An 18,173-nucleotide genomic window follows, 5' to 3' on the forward strand; every position below is an offset into this window, starting at 1 on the left:
CGCACGTTCATCATGTCATTGGTCATCGGTGATCTTTCCGTCAGGTTGGTCTTGAACAACCCGACCCTAGCGGAAAAACACTGATGGCCGCCCGCAAAGCCGGTCACCCGCTACAGCGCAACGAGAAGCGCGCGGGCGCTCGGCTTTACTCCCTACCGTCACCTACGCCACGTACTGGGACACGATCCGATAGAACGGCCACCTTTTCCCGCGTGCAAGTGGCCATATGGGGGTGGCGTAATAACCAGGCATACGCGAGGTCGGTATGGCAGGTTTGATCTCTCCTTCCAGGTCGCTCGCGTTATAGATCGCGACGACGCCGGGCACCGAGAACGCATCGCCGACATCGATGTTCAGGATTCGGGCATGTGGCTGGTCGGAGCGTCGCAATGCGATATGCAACATACCGCGGCGCCATGTCATCGACATACTGACCAACACCCGTCAGCAGACGTGGATCTTCGGTGCGCTTGTCCCGCTTGCCGACAAGTTTGGGCCGCAGCTCGACGGAATGGTCCTGCTGGCTCATTCGTAGAACTCCACACCCTTTCGCAACTCTTGCCATTGCGCGTCGTCGTGGCCGAAAATGATAGAAGCTCCCCGCTCCCGAAGAGCTTTCAGGCGAGCGAGTGCCTCTGCGGCGAGTTCGATGTTCCAAGTATTTCTCGGAGCGATACCGGTGTCGACGCTCGCCTGGAGCGGGGCAGCATCTGAAGCGAGTATAAATGAACCATCTTTTTCCAGCTCGACACGGGCGACGGTCATTCCGGGGGTATGACCCGGCATGGGCAGCAAGACGATGCGCCCGTCGCCAAAGACGTCATGCTCGGCATTGAAGGTCTGGAAACCCTGGGGCTGGTCCCATTCTCCTCGAAGATAGCCTTGATTTTCTGCACCGCTTGCCGTGGCGGCCTGCGCCTCCGCTTCGTGGCAGAGGATCGTTGCGCGCCGAAAGTACGCGTTGCAGCCGCAATGATCGGGATGCAGATGTGAACAGATCACAACATCTATGTCCTCGGGATCGAGAGCAAGAGTCTTCAACTGATGAACGACCGTCCGCTCTGGCGAAAAGATCGGGGTCATAACCTTGCTTAACCCACCCCATCGCGCGCCTGGATCGATGGCGGCCTCTGGATTGCATCCGCTATCGAACAGCGCGTTGCCTTGGGGATGGCGCATCAGGGTGGCGTGAACCGGCAATTCAATCGCTTCTTCCTTCAGCGCCCCAGGGACGTAGATGGACCGGCGCATACGAAGGCGGCCGGCCTCGAGAAAATGCATCTTCATCTTAAGGTCCTCTCTTGCTAGCCAGTTCGCGGACGGCGTTGACGATGTTTTCATAGCCCGTACAACGACAGATGTTTCCTGAGAGCGCTTCCCTGATCTTATCATCGGTTTCCAGCGGATGGTGGCGAAGAAGGTCGATGATCGCCAACGATGAAACTGGGCCTACAAATTCGCATTGCAGGCCATGATGCTGGCGGAACGCTTCTTGGATTCGTCCGAGTATCGACGCTTCCCTGGCCATGGTTTCGATTTCGCTCCCGTCTGCCTGCACTGCAAGCATCAGACAGGAGCGTGCGCTCCTTCCATCGAGAATGACGGTGCAGGCACCGCAAACGCCATGTTCGCACCCGACATGGGTTCCGGTCAGGCAAAGGATCCTGGCGCAGGAAGTGGCTCAGCAGCGTTCGTGCTTCGATCGTGCGCGTCATATACGCTTCGTTGACGCTGACGGTGATCGTCTTCTCACTCATCTTGCTTGAAGCCTTTCGTGGTTCGCGCGGCTCCAGGCGGCGCGAAGGGCCCGTTTGGCAAGGACGCCTGAGAGATGCCTGCGGTAATCTGCAGAGGCATGGATATCCGTGTTGGGCGTGAGGATTCCAGCCAGGCGATCCGCCACCGTATCGAGAGCCGGCTCGGAAACATCCGTCCTCGATGATCTCTTCAAGCCGCAGCGGGGTTTCACCAACGCCCATCATGCCAACGCGAACGTCAGACGCCCTGCCATCTACACAATGCAGCGTCGTCGCAAAGCAAGCGAGTGCGAAGTCCCCGTGGCGTTTTGCAAACTCCTCAAATCCCCATCCGGCATCCGGTCTCATCGCGTCGAGCTCGACGCGAATTACAAACTCGTCCGGTTCCAACGAGTTGACCAGCGATCCGACAAAAAAATCGGCTGCAGGTATTTCGCGTCTGCCGCGCTGAGAGGAGGCGATGACCGTCCCACCGAGGAACCGTGTCATCATCGGCATCTCGGTCGCTGGATCCGCATGCGCGACGCTGCCGCCGAAGGTGCCGCGGTTGCGCACGGTCATATGGGTGACGTGATGCATCGCCTCATGCACGATCGGCAAGTGTTGGCGGATGATCGGGTCTGTCGCGGTCATGTGATGGCGTACCGTCGGCGCCGATTCTCACCCGATCTCCGTGCAGTTCGATCCGATCTCCATGAACCGACGTTACTACGCGCGGCGCCCAAAATCCCGCGGCCCTGCTCGGATGGATACGATCTCTCTGAGCAGTTCGAGGTTCTCGCCGGTCATGGTGGCCACGTCTTCGATCGTGCAGATATGCATCGAACGAGCCATCAGGCGGCCTTTTGCGCAGTGGAGACCGTCGGAAGCATATTCCACGGCAACAGGTCTTCAAGCCTATCTACCGGTTAATCTTTGATCTGGGTTAGGACGTCCGTGAGGTAGCTCTCGGGGTTGCGGCCATGCAGTTTGTCCGTTCCAATGATGGTCAAATATTAGCGTTGCGCTATCCCGTTCGTAATTTGCATCGTGTAAGTCTTCACTCCTGATGCTCGTTCTCGGGCCGCGCCACGCAACGCGCGGCCCGTCTTTCGGTTTTCTCAACCCGGGAAATTGCTACTCGGATTGATTGATTATTACGAGTTTATATGCAACCTTCGGTACGATCGCCGACGGTCGGCGCACATCAGGAGGAAAAACCATGATCCGTACTAATGCAGTTGCAGCACTTGTGTTTGCTGTAGCAACCTCAGCTCTTGCTTTCGATGCAAGCAACTTCAAGGATTTTTCAAGCATCGCATCGGCTTCCAGCAGTTGGCAGAACCAGTCCGGCTCGACGATGATCATTCAAGTCGACTCGTTCGGAAATGTCTCCGGCCAATATGTAAACAGAGCCCAGGGCACCGGATGCCAGAACTCGCCCTATCCGCTAACAGGAAGGGTAAACGGGACGTTCATCGCATTTTCGGTCGGCTGGAACAATTCGACGGAGAACTGCAATTCCGCAACCGGATGGACCGGCTACGCACAGGTCAACGGCAACAACACTGAGATAGTCACGAGCTGGAACCTCGCTTACGAAGGCGGCTCCGGTCCGGCCATTGAGCAAGGACAAGACACTTTCCAGTACGTGCCGACGACTGAGAACAAAAGCCTCTTGAAGGATTAATCTCCTCTGCCCTGCCGGCGCTGGCCCGTCAGAGATTGTGGAGCAAGAATTCATCGAATATGGCCAAAGGCTTAGACGAAGCTGCTTTCCCTGCCGAATAAAAGCGCCGCGTGCTCGTCCGCGCGGCGCAAATCCTTATTTGATGAGTTCAATGCGGCCAAAACTTTCCGGACAAAAGTAAGCATCCGAGGATGCGCCGCCTTGGGGCAAACGCGGCGATCTGATCAAGGTCGTTTGGCACGATGGCCAGGGGGCCTGCCTGTTCACGAAAAAATTGGAGCGAGGAAGGTTTATCTAGCGTGACGGCCAGGGCGCTTGTCTGTTCACGAAGAAGCTGGAGCGCGGCCGCTTCATCTGGCCGTCAGCCGCTGACGGCACGGTGGTGATCACACCGGCGCAGCTCGGTTATCTGCTCGAAGGTCTACAGAAATATCCCTGCTTGTGAGTCTGACGAATCATCACCGGACAAGATCGAGGTGCTGGATCCGAGCCATCCGTTATTTGGACGCCCCTTTAATGTGATGCGTGAGGTGGGACGTAGAGGCGGCAACTTCGCGCCGTCGTATGAGGTTGAACATCGTGGTGGATCGACCTTGCTGATACCCGTGTCTGCGACACAGGGATATGTCGAAGCCTGAAATACTGACGCGCGAAGGACACCATTCGCCCAATTGTGAGGAGAAGGTTTTGCCAATCACTGTGCAACGCCTCCGCCTTGCAGCGGGCATCTAGGTAAAGGCACAGCGCAACAGATGGACACACGAACCTAGTTTGCTCAGCGCCGTACAACTTGCCGCCAGGCTCGATATTCCCGTCAATTGGATTTACGTTCAAATCAGGCGGAAGCGCCTGCTCATCGACCAGCAATCAACCGGAGCATATTTGTTCCAAAATTCCCCAGCGGTCGTCAACGCGGTTCGCGACCTTCGCAACCGTACCATTCATCAACTCGATCTGAGAATCATTCAGCCTCACCAGGAGGGGCATCAACATGCGTTGTCGCTGGAGGGAATTGACTGGCGCGCACGGCAGGAAACCTGGCGCCCCAGCCGGGTTTGACTCAATTTTTGCATTGAAATTGTTGAGAAATCTGATTCAATGTCGTTATGACATTGCCGCCGCTTACCCTGCCATCGGACCTTGCCAGCGCTCATCCGGCGCTGCTGGCCGAACGTGCTGCGCGGCTGCAAGCTGAGGCGGACGCGGCCAACGCGAAGGCGCGGCTGTCGAGCATTGAGGCGCTCAACGTGCATTTGCAGTTGCTGACCGGCAAGCTGGAGCGCGAGAAGCACGGGCCGCGCCGCGAGCGCACGCAGCGGCTGATCGATCAGTTGGAATTTGCAGCTCGAAGAGCTCGTGGCGTAGGCCGCCGAGGACGAACTGAGCGTCCAAGAGGCCGCGGCCAGAACGCAGTCCGTGCGCGCCTTCGCCCGCAAGCGTCCAGTGCGCAAGGCGTGGCCCAAAGACGTCGAGCGCGCACGCATCGTCATCGAAGCGCCGACGGCATGTGCCTGCTGTGGCGGCTCGCGGCTGTCGAAGCTGGGCGAGGATGTGACGGAAACGCTGGAGGATATCCCGCGCCGATTCAAGGTGATCGAGACGGTGCGCGAGAAATTTACCTGCCGCGATTGCGAGGCGATCAGTCAGGCTCCCGCACCGTTCCATGCGACGCCCGCGCGGCTTCATCGGCCCTCAGTTGCTGGCGACGATCGTGTTCGACAAGTTCGGGCAGCACATCCCGCTGAACCGCCAGAGCACGCGGTTCAAATGTGAGGCATCGGTCCGTCGACCTAGACCCTGGCCGGTGAATGTTGATCCGAATGTCTTCGAGCTGCGGCAAATGCTGGAGCATCACTGTCGCACGGCATACCAGGAGGCAACGTAGCCGGCTGCGGCGACCCCATGCGAATGCGGGACGTCGCGGACGATGCTACCGACAATGGCGTCCCTTTGATCGACGCCATTCGGCCAGTTCGGCACGATGTAGCCGCGATAGCTGTAGATCCAGGTCTCGCCGGCCACATCGCCCTTTCCAGTGAATTGCAGCTCGACAGGGTCTCCCGGACGCACCGTACCGGTCAATTCCAGCGACCACCCGGGCCCACCAATGGTTCCGCCGACCTTGCGCCGAGCCAACTCGGTCAGCACCAGCGTTCCCTGGCCAAATTCCAGTGCATTGAAATCAACCGATAAATCGGGATTGTTGATCAGGCTGCGATAACTCCAAGTGCCAGTGAAGCTCATAGTTCCTCCCAATGGCGATCGACGCCCTAATGATGGCCGGAAACGGTGCCACCCTGGCCGTCCGGCAGGGTGATCCTGATGTTCTGCATCATGCCCTGGTCCTCATGATCGAGGATGTGGCAATGCAGAACGAACTCGCCGATATAGCGCTGGTAGTGCGTCCGCACGGTGATCGTGTAGCGCGCCGACGGATCGGTGCCGGGATTCTTGATCCACAGCGTGTCCTTCCAGACATTTTTCAAGCCTGGATATTGCGGATCGCCGTCGTCATCGGCGCCAAGCGCGCTGACATCGTTGCCGGCCGCATCGACAATTTTGATGATCTGAAACGGATTGACATGGATATGGAATGGGTGGCTGACGAAATCCGAGCGGAGCGTCCATTCGTCGACTCCGCTCAGCGGCAACGTCCGGTCGATGCGGTTGGGATCATAAGGTTTGCCGTCAACCTCGAAGAAGGTGGCACCCGGCTGTTTCACATCGATGTTAAACACCAGTTGCTGCTCGCCGGTGACCTCGCCCGCGTCGATGTCCGGATGGGGAATAAAGCTTGAGAGCGACATCTCGTTCTTGAGGTCATCGATAACCTTGCCGGCGACATTCTGTGACATCGTGCGCTCAGCCGCCGAAATCAGCCAATCCTGAAGATAGGTGCCGATCTCGCCATTGACGGCATGGCCGCCTACTGCAGTGACTATGCCGAGAAGCCGTCGGCTTGGAGCCTCCTGGTTGACGCTGGCCGCTGCCGGTGCGGCGCCATCGATGATGCAGTAGTCACCCGCTCCTGGCAACACCACCAGCGCGTCAACGCGGTAGCCCGGTTGCAGGATCGCTTGCTGCCGCATCTGCACCTGCGCCATTGTCAGCCCGTCCTGGGCCACCACCCCATACGGAATAGTATCCTTGCCGCAATTCTGGTCGATCCATCTGTCGGTGTCCGCTGCCGCAAGCGTGCGGAACGCGGTCGTCCCGGTCTTGCGCCGGATTTCGAAATTGATGGTGTCGCGAACCCCGGCGTGTATCATCCGCCACCGCTCGACCGAGCCAGCCTCCGCTGATGCCAACTGACCAAGCACCTGGCCGTTGACGCTGGTGAAGCGGCCCGAAGCCGGCCAACTGCCAGGTCCGAACTGATCGTAGCTTTCGATGCCGCCCACCTGTCCTGGCTGGCAATCATAAGTGATGTCGCCATTGTTATCGGTGCAAGCATATTGAATCTGCTGTAGCACCAAAACCCGTTCGGCGATATCGGAGCCGCCCGGCTGCTTCAATAGGCGGTCTATATCGCCAGTCTCGGTCGGTGTCGGCATGCGATCGCCACGGATGATCAACGCCCCGGACATGCCACTCGACACCTGCAATGCGGTTGATCCGTGTAGGTGTGGGTGATACCAGAAGGTGCCGGCGGGATGCTCAACGGCGATGTTGTATTCATATTGGAACGAAACGCCGGGACGGATTGAGATCAGCACATTATCGCCATTGCCAGACGGATTTACCCAGAGACCGTGCGAATGCAGGTTGGTACCGTTGAAGCAATGGGGGGTATTGGCACTGCCACCGCCGATGCCGCAGGTGGAATCCTGAGGGAACAGGTTGTGAAGCGTTACCCGCACCGTCTGACCGGGCCGTAGATCGATGGTCGGTCCAACCAATGGCGTGTCGGCACCGGATAAGCCGGTCTGGCGGGCGTCTTGATAGCCGCGCAGTTTAACGTGGTCGTAGCGCGCCGTGGCCGGATTGTAGATCTGTCGGTCGAGATAGGTAGCGTTCATATCGAGCAGAACCTCGCCCGGAAATGTCTCCCGGCTTTGTTCGAAGGTTTTCAGCATCCCCTGGGATTTTGTGATAGGTTGCAGCATATAGGCCAGGGGGTTAGTCACGGCCCTGGCCTCTTGAGCGACTGCGAATAGCGCATGGGTGACCGAAAAAACGCTCGCCATACCGAAGATCGCAATTTTGTCAGACACAGACAAACAACCCTCCCAAACCTCTGCCCGGAGTTTTGTTCTCCCCGGGTCGAACCGCATCCACAAAGTTCTACTGCGTCACCATGCGTTCACCTGCAATTCGACTTTGACTCGCGCGCTTTCTCGGGAGAAGACAGCTGCCGCCGCGCGACGAGAAAGTTTCAAGACTCATGCCACTCTGGCCGGATCGAGCCTCAGAAGGAATCTTGTGCCTATGCTTCAAGGACTTCCACGAGAGCGCGGTAGGAAGTCGGGCGGAACAGCACCATGGCGCGCACCTGACAAACCTGACAGCAGGTGTAGTAGGCCCGACATTTTTGTGGGGAGCATCGTTACGTGCGGCAATACGCGTCTCACCTTGTTTGTTTGTCGAGCTGCACTCGAGCAACGCCTTGACGCTCATATCGCGGTCACCGCCGCGGGCATTAATGTCGGCGTCACATACCGTTCATCACACCGCCTAATCGGAGAGACACCACGGGCAGACTACGCCAGTTCTTCCGGCTCTCTGCGCTGCGCGATGATCTCGAAACAAGGTTGCTTGCTCAGGAGTATCGCGCCCTGCTCCTCGACGATCATTTCGACGACGGCAGGAGGGAGCCCTTCCACAATCTTCTCCTATGGACGTCTCTTATGGACGTCCAACGCGATATCTCAGATGCACGGAGCCGAGGCCAGCGGCTTCGGCGCTGATAAACGTGAGCCTCGCCCTGCCGGCAAGCCCATCCTCGCCGCCCTCGAATATGGCCGGTGTATTCGACTTGCCTCCGATCGCAGGGAAGATGACCAGGCTGACCTCGTCAACAAGACCCGCCTTCAAGAAATGGCCATTGGTTTGCGCCCCGCCTTCCAGCATCAAGCGCTTCACACCGAACTCGGTTCCAAGAAGGTCAAGCGCGTTTTTCAGATCGACGCCATCTTTCTCCGAGACGATATAGGAAACGCCAGCCTGGGTGAGGCCCGCCAGGTAAGCATCATCCACGTCAGATCCTGTCAGGACCACAAGGTGAGCTCCGTCAATGTCGCTCTTGTCCCAGCGTAGCCGACCGTCCTTATCCACGATGACAGCGAACTCGCCGGCGTCCGGGTTGGCGATATGGATCGGTCGCGCGGCTGTGCCGGTTGCTTGATAGGGGCGGTCGACGGCGTCCGCGAACTCTTCTCCCGTCGCTCTTCCCGAAAGCCAGGCGTCGGCACCGATCTTCTCATGCAGGCCGTCATAGATCTTCACGAGCTCATCGACCGAATGGCCGGTTGCCTCGGCCCAATCATTGACGATCAATCGGCCATCCAGCGGCGACATCATGTGACAGATTACATAGGGTCTGGGCATTGGATTACTCTCCTCTACAAACATTCCACCGTCAGTGACCTGCCTTCAACCAGGCTGCGAATTTATCCATCCAGTCGGGGTGCCAGCGTGAAAGCGCCGGCCGGTTCAGGATCATGTCGTCGGCCGCCCAGCGGATCCTTCTGGCATCGATCGCAGACGTAACCGCGTTATCCGGACAGATGATGTAAAAATTCTCGTCGAGCAGACGGACCAGGAAGTATTCCACCAGTTGCTCTGCGGTCCATGCCTCATCGGGTTTCGCAATGCCCTGCGGCTTGAGTGCGATGTTCATGGGTGTCCACGTGTAGCCAGGGACGAGGAGATGAGCCGAAACACGACCTCCCGTCTCCTTCAGAAGCTCGTGCGACAGCTGTTCGGTCAGGACTTTGACAGCTGCCTTCGCCACCGAATATGCGGCGTTACCTGGAGGAGTCGTAATACCTTCCTTGGAGCCGAGGTTGACAACGGCCGACTGGCGACCGGCTTCGATCATGTAGGGCACGAAGACGTGTTGCGCGGCCTGAACACCTCGGAAGTTTACATCGATCTGGCGTCGCCACTTTGCAGGATTGTCCCAAGGGCCGGCTCCTTGCGTTATGCCCGCGTTGTTTACTAGAACGGCCACGTCGCCAAACCGCGAAATCGTTTCGTCCCGCAACCTGGTCAGTGCCGACAAATCTGATACGTCGCCGCTCACGATCAGGATGTCCGTGTCGAGTGTCGAAGTAACATCCTCAAGTGCGTCGGCGTCGAGATCCAGCAGCGCGAGCTTCATGCCGCGGGCCGCGAGAGCCCTCGCGATTGCCAAGCCGATGCCCTTCGCAGCTCCCGTGATGACCGCAACGCGGCCAGGAGCAACGACGCTGTTCATTCTCTCGCTCATTTTTTGTCTTTCCCGTCATTGGACCGTCACCGCTGGAAGGTGTGCCGGACAAGCCGTCGCCGTGGAATTTTTCTCCGAGAAGCGTGCCGGCCGATGGCACCAGCGCAGAGAAGTCCATCAACGCTACTCGGGCGCTTGGGTCGTCGGATCATATCCGCGGGCTGCGAACGACCGTTCGATCGCACTATAAGAATAGGGTAGCGCGACGGCTACTTGAAGTGAGCGGGATCGCACGCACCGATGAGCCGTGTTCACTCAAGGGCCTTCGTGACGTAGGGAATGCCTGGCCAGTTCGACCGCGGACGGGACCAAAAAGGTAACGCACTCCTGGTCCCTGCCAGATCGGTGGATGATTTTCACTCACCGCCCCGATCAATTTTGCTCATGTAACCAATCGGCTCCACGGGCATTTGGTCACCAGCGCCTCGAGACGATCGTGGTGCTGACCAAACCAAAGGAGTGAAATCATGACAGGGAATAAACCACTCGCAATGATCACGGGCGGCTCATCTGGAATAGGCTTCGAGCTTGCCAAACAATTCGCCAAGAATGGATTCGATGTCGCCATTTCAGGCTCAAGCGACAAGGTGAACGAGGCCGCCGATGCGCTACGAAGCCTTGATGCCGAAGCATATCCGTTCAAAGCGGATGCCTCGACGTACGATGGCGTCGAGAGGTTCTGGACCTTTACGCACGGGCTGGGGCGCCCCTTGGAAGCCGCGGCTCTGAACGTCGGTATCGGTATTGGCGGCGCCTTTGTCGATAACGATCTCGAGGATGAGCTTCGCCTGCTTGCGATCAATGTAACCGGGACCGTCCATATGGCCAAACGCGTCGTCCAACATATGGTCAAGAACGGCCGCGGCAGGATTCTCATCACCTCCTCGGTTTCGGCGACCCTGCCCACGCCATACGAAACCGTTTACGGCCCGTCGAAGGCATTTGGTTATATGTTCGCGTCTGCGCGAGGAGTTGCGCTCGACCGGGGTCACGGTGACGGCACTCCTTCCGGGCGCCACCAACAGCGACTTCCACGCGAACGCTGGAATGGGCGGTACGAAGCTCGGTGGCCAACAAAAAAACGACAAGACGCTCGTCGCCCAGCAGGGGTTCGAGGCTCTCATGAACGGCATCGACCATATCGTCGGCGGAGATCAGGAAACCAAGCGCCAGGTGTTGGAAAACCGGACGACCCCCGAGCCCGTCAAAGCCGCGCGGCAAGCCGAATTGACCCAACCGCAGTGAAGGAGCACGTCATGTCACATCTGAAAAACAAGGTCGCCATCGTCACAGGGGCTTCCTCGGGCATTGGAGCGGCGACCGCCAGAGGATTGGCGGAAAAAGGTGCGCGCGTCGTCCTTGCCGGCCGCAATGAGGAACGCCTCAGTCAGATCGTCGAAGACATCACCGGTTCGGGAGGTATTGCCAGCTACAAGGTTGCTGATGCCACGGATTTTGAGAGTACCAAGGCCCTCGTCGCGTTCGCCACAACGACGTACGGCCCGGTCGATATATTGGTCAACAATGCCGGCCTCATGCTCTTTTCCTATTGGAAGGATGCCGCCGTCGGCGATTGGAACAAGATGATCGATACCAATCTGCGTGGCTATCTGCATGCGATCGCCGCGGTGCTGCCGTCGATGTTGGAGCGCCGGTCCGGCCGCATCCTGAATATGAGCTCTATCGCCGGCGTTCATGTCGGCGAGGCGGCAGGGGTTTACGGAGCCACGAAGTTCTTCATACGCGGTATTACCGAAAGCCTCAGGAAGGAGGTGGGCGTGGGTAGCGGGATCCAAGTGTCTATGATCAGCCCTGGCGTGATCGATACCGGCTGGGCCGACAAGGTTCATGACGAGACGGGCAGAAAGATCGCCGGAGAGCTCAACAAGCAGGGTATTCCGCCGTCGTCGATGGCTGAAGCCGTGGTCTATGCACTAGACCAGCCCCCGGAGATCACGATCAACGACATTTCGTCCATCCAACCCGGCAGGACTGGTAGCCCGCGTTTTCGAGAGCTCAGAACTAGAACCTCCGGGACTGTTAGACCGCCTCGCGGAACCAACCGGTGCCGTCTCTCGTGGCTGTGGACACGAAGATCTTCATTGCATGACGATCTAATCCCGGACGTTTTCGTTTTTCAGCGACCGGGCCATCTCCGCCGTCCTTCGCAGGATCCAACATGGATCACTAGGTCAAATTTTTGACTGCTTCCTCGGCCATCACATACCAAATACAGGGCCAGTTAAATAAGGATTGAAGGTGCCGGCCGGCCTGAAGCAAGGTCGGCGCCGGCAAGGGCGATCTTTTTCAGTACAAGTGCGAGTATCCATAACTCATGGTATCAACGCGGGCCGATCTGGCCGACCTTGAAACTTTCGTCGCGATCGCGCGTGCGGGGGGGTTCCGAAAGGCCGCCGCGCTTCGCGGCGTTTCCGGGTCTGCCCTCAGCCACTCGATCAGGGGTTTGGAGGCCCGTCTGGGCGTCCGTCTGTTTCATCGGACAAGCAGGAGCATCAGTCTCACCGCCGCCGGCGAAGTGCTGCTTGCCGAACTGGAGCCCCGTTTCCTCGGCATTCAAGCTGCGATGGATCTCCTAGACAGTTTCAGGAGCGGGCCTACGGGCAGAGTGAGAGTGACCACCCTGCGTGACGCCGCCGAGCTGCTGATCGCTCCTCGACTGCACAGTTTTCGCAAGAGCTACCCAGATGTCGAGGTCGAAGTCAGCGTCGAGGATCGCTTCATCGATATGGTCGCCGAAGGTTTTGACGCGGGCATCCGTTATGGGGGAACGGTTCCCGAGGGGATGATCGCGTCGCGTCTGACATCCGAACTCGAATGGATCGTAGTCGGTTCTCCGGCCTATCTCAACGAACGAGGGCGGCCCGCGCGGCCGGAAGATCTCTTGACGCACGAGTGCATCCGGATCCGAACCGGTACAGATCACCTCTGCAAATGGGAACTTGGCGACGGCGATCGCATGGTTTCTCTCGACGTTCCGGGACTTCTCACGCTCGGAGATTCGGAACTATCTATCCGCATGGCGGAGGAGGGAGGCGGTCTCTTTTATTGCCTGCAGGCCCGGGTCGAGGACAAACTTGCGGCCGGTTCACTCGAAGTCGTGCTGCCGGACTGGACCTCTACCGGGCCGGGTTTTCATGCATACTACGTTTCGCATCGACAGGTGCCGTCCGCTCTCCGGACGTTTCTCGACTACCTTAAGGCGCCGGTTGCGGGCGATTGAAGTGACGACCAGACGAGACAGCTTCACCAGGCAGGAGAATCGCACATGGATGGTAAGGAGTTGTTTTGCTGAGGCAAATCGACTCAAGAACTCTCCGATAATTTGGAGGTTCGGATGAATCGATTTGCCACCTGTTTTAAAAGATCTGCCCGACCCTCGGGGCGCAACACACGTCATCCGCTGATGTCGATCCTGTTCATTGCCATTGCCGCGATCGTTTGCGGCGCCGAAAGCTGCGCCGACATGGCCGATTCGGCGTTTCCAAAAAGAAGTGGCTCAAGACGATCGTGCCGCTGCCCTATGGCATCGCCGGCCATGGCACCTTCTCCACCGTTTTCCGCTGCCTCAATCAGGTTGCCTTCGAAGCCGCTTTACCGAAGCCTTTGCAAAGGGCATGGAAGGCGTGGTGGCGGTCGACGGCAAGGCGGTACGAGGCGCCGCCGCTGCCCCTCGTCAAGGTCTGGGCTGCCGGTTGCGGCCTGGTCATCGGCCAACAGACCGCGCCGGGCCGCAACGAGGTCCAAGGGGCGCTCGATGCGCTTGCGCTTTTGTCGCTGGAAGGTGCCATCGTCACCGCCGATGCCCTGCATTGCCGCGCCGATACCGCTCATGCCATCCTTTCCGCCGGCGGCGACTATGCCCTGGCGTTGAAGGCCAATCAGCCCGGCCTCCTGGCACAGACGATTGCTCGTCTGGACGACGTCGAGCCACTCGGCGTCCAGACCGCCGCCGAGAATGACCATGACCGCTGCGAAAGACGCCGTGCCTGCATCGTCGCCGTCAATGACATCGACTTCCCCGGCCTGCAGGCCATCGGATCCGTCGAGGCCACAAGCCGTCATGCCGATGGCCGTCTGACCAGCCATGTCCGCTACTTCCTGCTCTCCACCATCATGTCGGCTGCCGCCCTGATCGAGGTAACCAGAACTCATTGGCAGATCGAAAACAAACTGCACTGGGTGCTCGACGTCCAGTTCCGCGAGGATGCCGCCAGAAACCGTAAGGATCACGGACCGGCAAACATTGCTCTGTTACGAAAGATTGCCCTCAACCTCATCCGAGCCCATCCAGATAAGGCCTCCATTCGTCGAAAGATCAAGAACGCAGGGTGGGACGATCAGTTCCTCATCTCTATCATCGCTCATATGCGATAGCCCTGCTTCACCAGGGGAATTTGAGTGCCGGCAGAAAGCGGTCGCTCGCAGCCAGAAAAATAATTGGCAGCAAGATCGCCTGGCATCCTTTAACATGCCGAAAGCGGAAAAAAATACGTGACAGCCTCCGATCCCTCTCTGAGCGGAGGCCATCCATGATGGTAGAGAATCCGCAAGTCTTCGGCTGTCTGACACGACCAGCCGGTACGAATGCGGTACTGCCACGGCTCTCCTCCAGGCGCCCGTTTTTGATCTCTCGATATCTAAATTTGTGCAGACGAGCAGGCAAAGCTATAACGGCAGGATCAACGAATACTGGTAGCTCTCAGACAATCTGGATCGATATCAACCGGGAATGCCTGCATATGTAGGGAGGATTCAAGCACGGCGTGAGGGCGATGCAGACGGACGAGGCGGAGACGTCACGGAAACCCGAGAGCACCTGCATCACCTCGCTCGAGGTTTCCAGGCGGCCTTGTAGGAGACCCGCGGCGTAGTGCCCCGAAAACCCCACCGCGCAAATGCTGATTATGAAAGACAGTACGAAAATGATTACTCTGTAGCCGGAAACGGGACAACAGCCTGTCCATTGTGGTCGATCCTTGTCCATAGGCGGCGAAGAAACTTCATCAATCGGGATCCGCCTCCGAGGGAAGCATCGAATCATCAATGACGACACGAAAGCTGCGCGACCGAGGTTGTCTGTCAACAGATTGTCTGATAAAGCTTGCTAAGGTTCAAACTGTCTCACAAACTTGCGGAGGAATAACTCCGTAACAGAACCGGCGCTGCCGCAGCCGGCACAACTTTCACTGCTGAAATCGATTGCCGCGATGTCCCTTGTTTTCAATGGAAAGCGGTGACCGCATCTCGGCTATGTGAAGGCTTCGAACATGTCGTCGTCCTCGCGACGGCGGGACGCGACGCCTTGATGAACAAACGGGCGTCCTTTTTATGGATGGACGGCTCCATGGCGCCGAGATCACCAGCTTCCCCAATATGCATCTCGAGATGCCGATCTGGGACAGGTAAGTATCGAGATTCAAGAAGCAGAGAAGATGATTGATAAGAAAGCATTACTCGATAATATGACCTTGGCGGAGCAGGTCTCGCTACTTTCCGGCGATACGTTCTGGTCTTTACCGCCCATCGACCGCCTAGGGATAGGGAGATTGCGCTTGACCGACGGCCCCAACGGCGCCCGCGGGGCGGGGTCTTTTGTCGGAGGTGTGACTGCAGCGGCTTTCCCGGTGGGCATCGCCATCGGAGCGAGTTGGAACCCGGATCTAGCCAAGGAAATCGGCAGTGCCCTAGGTGACGAGGTTCTTTCAAAAGGTGCCCACGTCTCGTTAGCCCCCACCGTTAACATCCAGCGTAGCGTCACAAACGGCCGCAACTTTGAGTGCTTCTCTGAGGATCCGATCCTGACGGCGGAACTTGCAGTCGGCTATATCGAAGGTCTGCAGTCCACGAAAGTCGGTGCCACGATAAAACATTTCGTCGGCAACGAGTCCGAGATTGAACGTACAACCATCTCTTCAGATATCGATGAACGCACGCTGCGCGAAGTCTACCTGATACCCTTTGAGACGGCGGTGAAGCGGGCAAAGGTCTGGGCCGTGATGTCTTCGTATAACAAGCTAAACGGTACTTACACGGCGGAAAGCCATTGGCTGTTGAACGAGGTTCTGCGCGGTGACTGGGGTTTTAACGGCGTGGTGATGTCGGACTGGTTCGGCTCGCGTTCGACCGCACCCACCGTGAATGCCGGGCTGGATCTGGAGATGCCGGGCCCGACTCGCGATCGCGGCTCCAAGCTACTGGCTGCGGTCGAAGGCGGCGAGGTTAGTGTCGAGACGATCCGCGCCTGTGTGCGCAATATCCTGACTTTGATGGAACGCACCGGCGCTATCAACGATCATCGCGAGTTTAAGGAGTACGCCATTGATCGACCGGAACATAGGGCATTGATCAGGCGCGCGGGAGCGGAAAGCGCAGTTCTGCTACAGAATGACGGGGTCCTGCCATTGGCTCAGCAAGGTATGGTCGCCATCATTGGACCCAATGCTAAGGTCGCGCAGGTGATGGGAGGCGGCTCGGCGCAGTTGAACCCTCACTATGTCATCAGTCCGTGGCAGGGGCTGGTGGACGCGCTGGGTGAGGAGAATCTGTGCTACGCTCAGGGTTGCAACAATTATCGGTTTCAGCCGCTAATCGAAAACCCCACAACCTTCGAGTTTTTCCAAGGAAGGGAGCTAGCTGGCGAACCGGTGAAGGTCGTCGAGGAACCGTCGAGCCTTGGTGTATGGTTGCCCCCCGTGGCCGAGGGCTTTGTCGATCCCCTTCGCTTTTCGGCTAGAATGCGCACCATCTTCACAGCCTCGGAAGCCGGCATCTATCGCGTCGGACTAACCTCGGCCGGGCTTGGCCGGGTCTATGTGGACGGCAGACTTGTGGTGGACGCTTGGGCTTCCTGGATACGTGGTACCACATTCTTTGAAGAAGGCTGCGAAGAGGTCGTGGGTGAAATCACGCTCGAAGCCGGCCGTACATACGAGGTCGTCGCCGAGTACGCCCGGCACGACCACGTCAACCTCTATATCGCTGCAATTCGGGTAGGAATAGGCAGATTTTCGGCCGAAGCGGAGATTGCCGAGGCAGCAGCCGTCGCGGCAAAGGCTGATCATGCGGTAGTCTTCGTGGGCAGAACGGGCGACTGGGATACCGAGGGCTCCGATCTTCGCGGTATTGCACTTCCCGGTCTGCAGAACCAGCTTGTTGAGGCGGTAATTGCGGCCAATCCGAACACGATCGTCGTACTACAAACCGGTGGACCGGTGGAAATGCCCTGGCTTTCCGGTGCTCGTGCAGTACTGCAATGCTGGTATCCCGGACAGGAGGCTGGCAACGCGATCGCCGATGTGCTCCTCGGCAAGGCCGAGCCCTCGGGCCGACTGGCACAGACCTTCCCCGTGCGCTGGGCTGACAACCCCACACATACCGAGGATGACGCGGTCTATCCAGGTAAGGACGGCCATGTGCGATATGACGAAGGTGTGTTCGTCGGTTATCGGCACTACGACCGCCACGGCATTAAGCCGCTGTTCCCGTTCGGTCATGGTCTCGGTTATTCAAGCTTTGCGATGTCGGACCTGACGGTAGGGCTACCGGACGCTGCCGGCGCGGTGACAGTGACACTGGAATTGACCAACATCAGCGAGCGGCCAGGTTCGGCAGTGGTGCAAATCTATGTCGGCGATGTTGAAGCATCTATACCCAGACCGGTTAAAGAGCTGAAAGCCTTCTCGAAAATTGCCCTGGAACCCGGTGAGAAACGAAGGTTGCGTTTCATACTTGACGCCCGAACATTTGCCTTCTTCGACACGACCGAGCGGCGTTGGCGGATAGAGGCGGGGGAATTTGCAGTGATGGCTGGGTTCTCGGCCACCGACATCCGTTTGAGTTTAACTGTCACGCAAAAGGGCGCTGTCTTGGCGCTCTGAATGTGCCGCAAATCAATGACCATATTGGGCAGTGGTTGAGTTCCAACGTATGCAGTTTTGGCGGTGAAGCTGGGTGAGTTGAGTGAGAGAATGCCTCAAAACCGGTACTTGGTTAATGGCCCGGCCAAACACCGCCTGCGCCTCCAAAAACAGGCAATGTTTTCTGAACGATCGTAAGCGCGATTTTCTCCGCACCTTCTGCAATTGAGTGAGCTTTGGCATGAGGTGTCCACCCAAATAGGTGGACACCAAGGGATGGAAGAGGTGACCTGCCACTGAATTTTCATCCGGCGGCGATTAGAGCCTCGGCGGTTTTGAATACGCCAAGTGGCGCGGTGTGAGTGTGTTTCGGCGTGCAAATTTGACCCCCTTGGCGGGGTAATCGGCGTCCAATTTTGACCCCCCTCAGATTTCATCTG

General features: G+C 58.1%; 13 protein-coding genes and 6 pseudogenes. 8 read left to right on the top strand and 11 right to left on the bottom strand.

What is annotated here, in order from left to right:
- Positions 1 to 204: 204 nt before the first annotated feature.
- The 5 genes and pseudogenes from PYR71_RS29800 to PYR71_RS31100 form a co-directional block, all read right to left on the bottom strand.
- Positions 205 to 529 (bottom strand): annotated as a pseudogene (locus PYR71_RS29800) (xanthine dehydrogenase family protein molybdopterin-binding subunit); the annotation flags it as partial.
- On the bottom strand, positions 526 to 1,287 hold the full coding sequence (locus PYR71_RS29805) for an N-acyl homoserine lactonase family protein (RefSeq protein WP_004674371.1): 762 nt from the start codon (positions 1,285 to 1,287) through the stop codon (positions 526 to 528). The gene PYR71_RS29805 and the pseudogene PYR71_RS29800, both read right to left, overlap by 4 nt.
- A gap of 1 nt (position 1,288) precedes the next feature.
- Entirely contained in the window at positions 1,289 to 1,567 is a 279-nt protein-coding gene (locus PYR71_RS30915) for a (2Fe-2S)-binding protein (protein ID WP_008534159.1), read from the bottom strand.
- 604 nt (positions 1,568 to 2,171) lie between these two features.
- A pseudogene (locus tag PYR71_RS29820) lies at positions 2,172 to 2,390 on the bottom strand (FAD binding domain-containing protein); the annotation flags it as partial.
- Between the two features lie 200 nt (positions 2,391 to 2,590).
- A pseudogene (locus PYR71_RS31100) lies at positions 2,591 to 2,749 on the bottom strand (transposase domain-containing protein); the annotation flags it as partial.
- A 209-nt stretch (positions 2,750 to 2,958) separates the two neighbouring features.
- Between PYR71_RS31100 and PYR71_RS29830 the strand changes: the two are divergent.
- The 4 genes and pseudogenes from PYR71_RS29830 to PYR71_RS29845 all read left to right on the top strand — a co-directional run.
- On the top strand, positions 2,959 to 3,426 hold the full coding sequence (locus PYR71_RS29830; RefSeq protein WP_004674376.1) for an avidin/streptavidin family protein: 468 nt from the start codon (positions 2,959 to 2,961) through the stop codon (positions 3,424 to 3,426).
- Positions 3,427 to 3,643: 217 nt separating this feature from the next.
- A pseudogene (gene tnpB, locus PYR71_RS29835) lies at positions 3,644 to 3,871 on the top strand (IS66 family insertion sequence element accessory protein TnpB); the annotation flags it as partial.
- 326 nt (positions 3,872 to 4,197) lie between these two features.
- Positions 4,198 to 4,485 (top strand): hypothetical protein, encoded by a 288-nt coding sequence (locus PYR71_RS29840; protein ID WP_008534161.1) that lies wholly within the window; start codon positions 4,198 to 4,200, stop codon positions 4,483 to 4,485.
- A gap of 47 nt (positions 4,486 to 4,532) precedes the next feature.
- A pseudogene (locus tag PYR71_RS29845) lies at positions 4,533 to 5,200 on the top strand (transposase domain-containing protein); the annotation flags it as partial.
- A 77-nt stretch (positions 5,201 to 5,277) separates the two neighbouring features.
- Here PYR71_RS29845 and PYR71_RS29850 read toward each other — a convergent pair.
- The 5 genes from PYR71_RS29850 to PYR71_RS29870 all read right to left on the bottom strand — a co-directional run bounded on the left by PYR71_RS29850 (position 5,278) and on the right by PYR71_RS29870 (position 9,856).
- Positions 5,278 to 5,670, bottom strand: coding sequence for a hypothetical protein (locus tag PYR71_RS29850; RefSeq protein ID WP_004674379.1), 393 nt, complete (start codon positions 5,668 to 5,670; stop codon positions 5,278 to 5,280).
- A gap of 26 nt (positions 5,671 to 5,696) precedes the next feature.
- A complete protein-coding gene (locus tag PYR71_RS29855) occupies positions 5,697 to 7,646 on the bottom strand; it encodes a multicopper oxidase family protein (RefSeq protein ID WP_016737399.1) in 1,950 nt (649 codons plus the stop codon).
- A 480-nt stretch (positions 7,647 to 8,126) separates the two neighbouring features.
- Positions 8,127 to 8,249 carry a hypothetical protein gene (locus PYR71_RS29860; protein WP_009982859.1) on the bottom strand — a complete coding sequence of 41 codons (123 nt, stop codon included), beginning with the start codon at positions 8,247 to 8,249 and terminating at the stop codon, positions 8,127 to 8,129.
- A gap of 22 nt (positions 8,250 to 8,271) precedes the next feature.
- Complete coding sequence (locus PYR71_RS29865; RefSeq protein ID WP_225884158.1) at positions 8,272 to 8,997, bottom strand: RibD family protein; 726 nt, start codon at positions 8,995 to 8,997, stop codon at positions 8,272 to 8,274.
- Between the two features lie 7 nt (positions 8,998 to 9,004).
- Positions 9,005 to 9,856 carry an SDR family NAD(P)-dependent oxidoreductase gene (locus PYR71_RS29870; RefSeq protein WP_008534165.1) on the bottom strand — a complete coding sequence of 284 codons (852 nt, stop codon included), beginning with the start codon at positions 9,854 to 9,856 and terminating at the stop codon, positions 9,005 to 9,007.
- Between the two features lie 467 nt (positions 9,857 to 10,323).
- Here PYR71_RS29870 and PYR71_RS31105 point away from each other — a divergent pair, with 467 nt between their 5' ends.
- From PYR71_RS31105 to PYR71_RS29885, 3 genes are all read left to right on the top strand, one after another.
- Positions 10,324 to 12,060, top strand: a complete 1,737-nt coding sequence (locus tag PYR71_RS31105; RefSeq protein WP_225884156.1) for an SDR family NAD(P)-dependent oxidoreductase — start codon at positions 10,324 to 10,326, stop codon at positions 12,058 to 12,060.
- Positions 12,061 to 12,191: 131 nt separating this feature from the next.
- Positions 12,192 to 13,097, top strand: a complete 906-nt coding sequence (locus PYR71_RS29880; RefSeq protein ID WP_004674388.1) for a LysR family transcriptional regulator — start codon at positions 12,192 to 12,194, stop codon at positions 13,095 to 13,097.
- A 287-nt stretch (positions 13,098 to 13,384) separates the two neighbouring features.
- Positions 13,385 to 14,251: an ISAs1 family transposase gene (locus PYR71_RS29885; RefSeq protein WP_237353186.1), complete on the top strand. Its 867-nt coding sequence runs from the start codon at positions 13,385 to 13,387 to the stop codon at positions 14,249 to 14,251.
- Positions 14,252 to 14,660: 409 nt separating this feature from the next.
- Here PYR71_RS29885 and PYR71_RS29890 read toward each other — a convergent pair.
- Positions 14,661 to 14,841, bottom strand: a pseudogene (locus tag PYR71_RS29890) (hypothetical protein); the annotation flags it as partial.
- A 468-nt stretch (positions 14,842 to 15,309) separates the two neighbouring features.
- On the opposite strand from PYR71_RS29890, the gene PYR71_RS29895 reads away from it, so the two are divergent.
- On the top strand, positions 15,310 to 17,754 hold the full coding sequence (locus tag PYR71_RS29895; protein ID WP_016737400.1) for a beta-glucosidase: 2,445 nt from the start codon (positions 15,310 to 15,312) through the stop codon (positions 17,752 to 17,754).
- The last annotated feature ends 419 nt before the right edge of the window (positions 17,755 to 18,173 follow it).

It is taken from the genome of Rhizobium mulingense (genome assembly GCF_029194105.1).
GTDB lineage: Bacteria > Pseudomonadota > Alphaproteobacteria > Rhizobiales > Rhizobiaceae > Rhizobium > Rhizobium mulingense.

What these genes read in the sequence shown, in the direction of transcription:
- PYR71_RS29805 (WP_004674371.1), bottom strand. Translation starts at nt 1,287, where the DNA reads ATGAAGATGCATTTTCTCGAGGCCGGCCGCCTTCGTATGCGCCGGTCC.
- PYR71_RS30915 (WP_008534159.1), bottom strand. Translation starts at nt 1,567, where the DNA reads ATGCTTGCAGTGCAGGCAGACGGGAGCGAAATCGAAACCATGGCCAGG.
- PYR71_RS29830 (WP_004674376.1), top strand. Translation starts at nt 2,959, where the DNA reads ATGATCCGTACTAATGCAGTTGCAGCACTTGTGTTTGCTGTAGCAACC.
- PYR71_RS29850 (WP_004674379.1), bottom strand. Translation starts at nt 5,670, where the DNA reads ATGAGCTTCACTGGCACTTGGAGTTATCGCAGCCTGATCAACAATCCC.
- PYR71_RS29865 (WP_225884158.1), bottom strand. Translation starts at nt 8,997, where the DNA reads ATGTTTGTAGAGGAGAGTAATCCAATGCCCAGACCCTATGTAATCTGT.
- PYR71_RS29870 (WP_008534165.1), bottom strand. Translation starts at nt 9,856, where the DNA reads ATGAGCGAGAGAATGAACAGCGTCGTTGCTCCTGGCCGCGTTGCGGTC.
- PYR71_RS31105 (WP_225884156.1), top strand. Translation starts at nt 10,324, where the DNA reads ATGACAGGGAATAAACCACTCGCAATGATCACGGGCGGCTCATCTGGA.
- PYR71_RS29880 (WP_004674388.1), top strand. Translation starts at nt 12,192, where the DNA reads ATGGTATCAACGCGGGCCGATCTGGCCGACCTTGAAACTTTCGTCGCG.
- PYR71_RS29895 (WP_016737400.1), top strand. Translation starts at nt 15,310, where the DNA reads ATGATTGATAAGAAAGCATTACTCGATAATATGACCTTGGCGGAGCAG.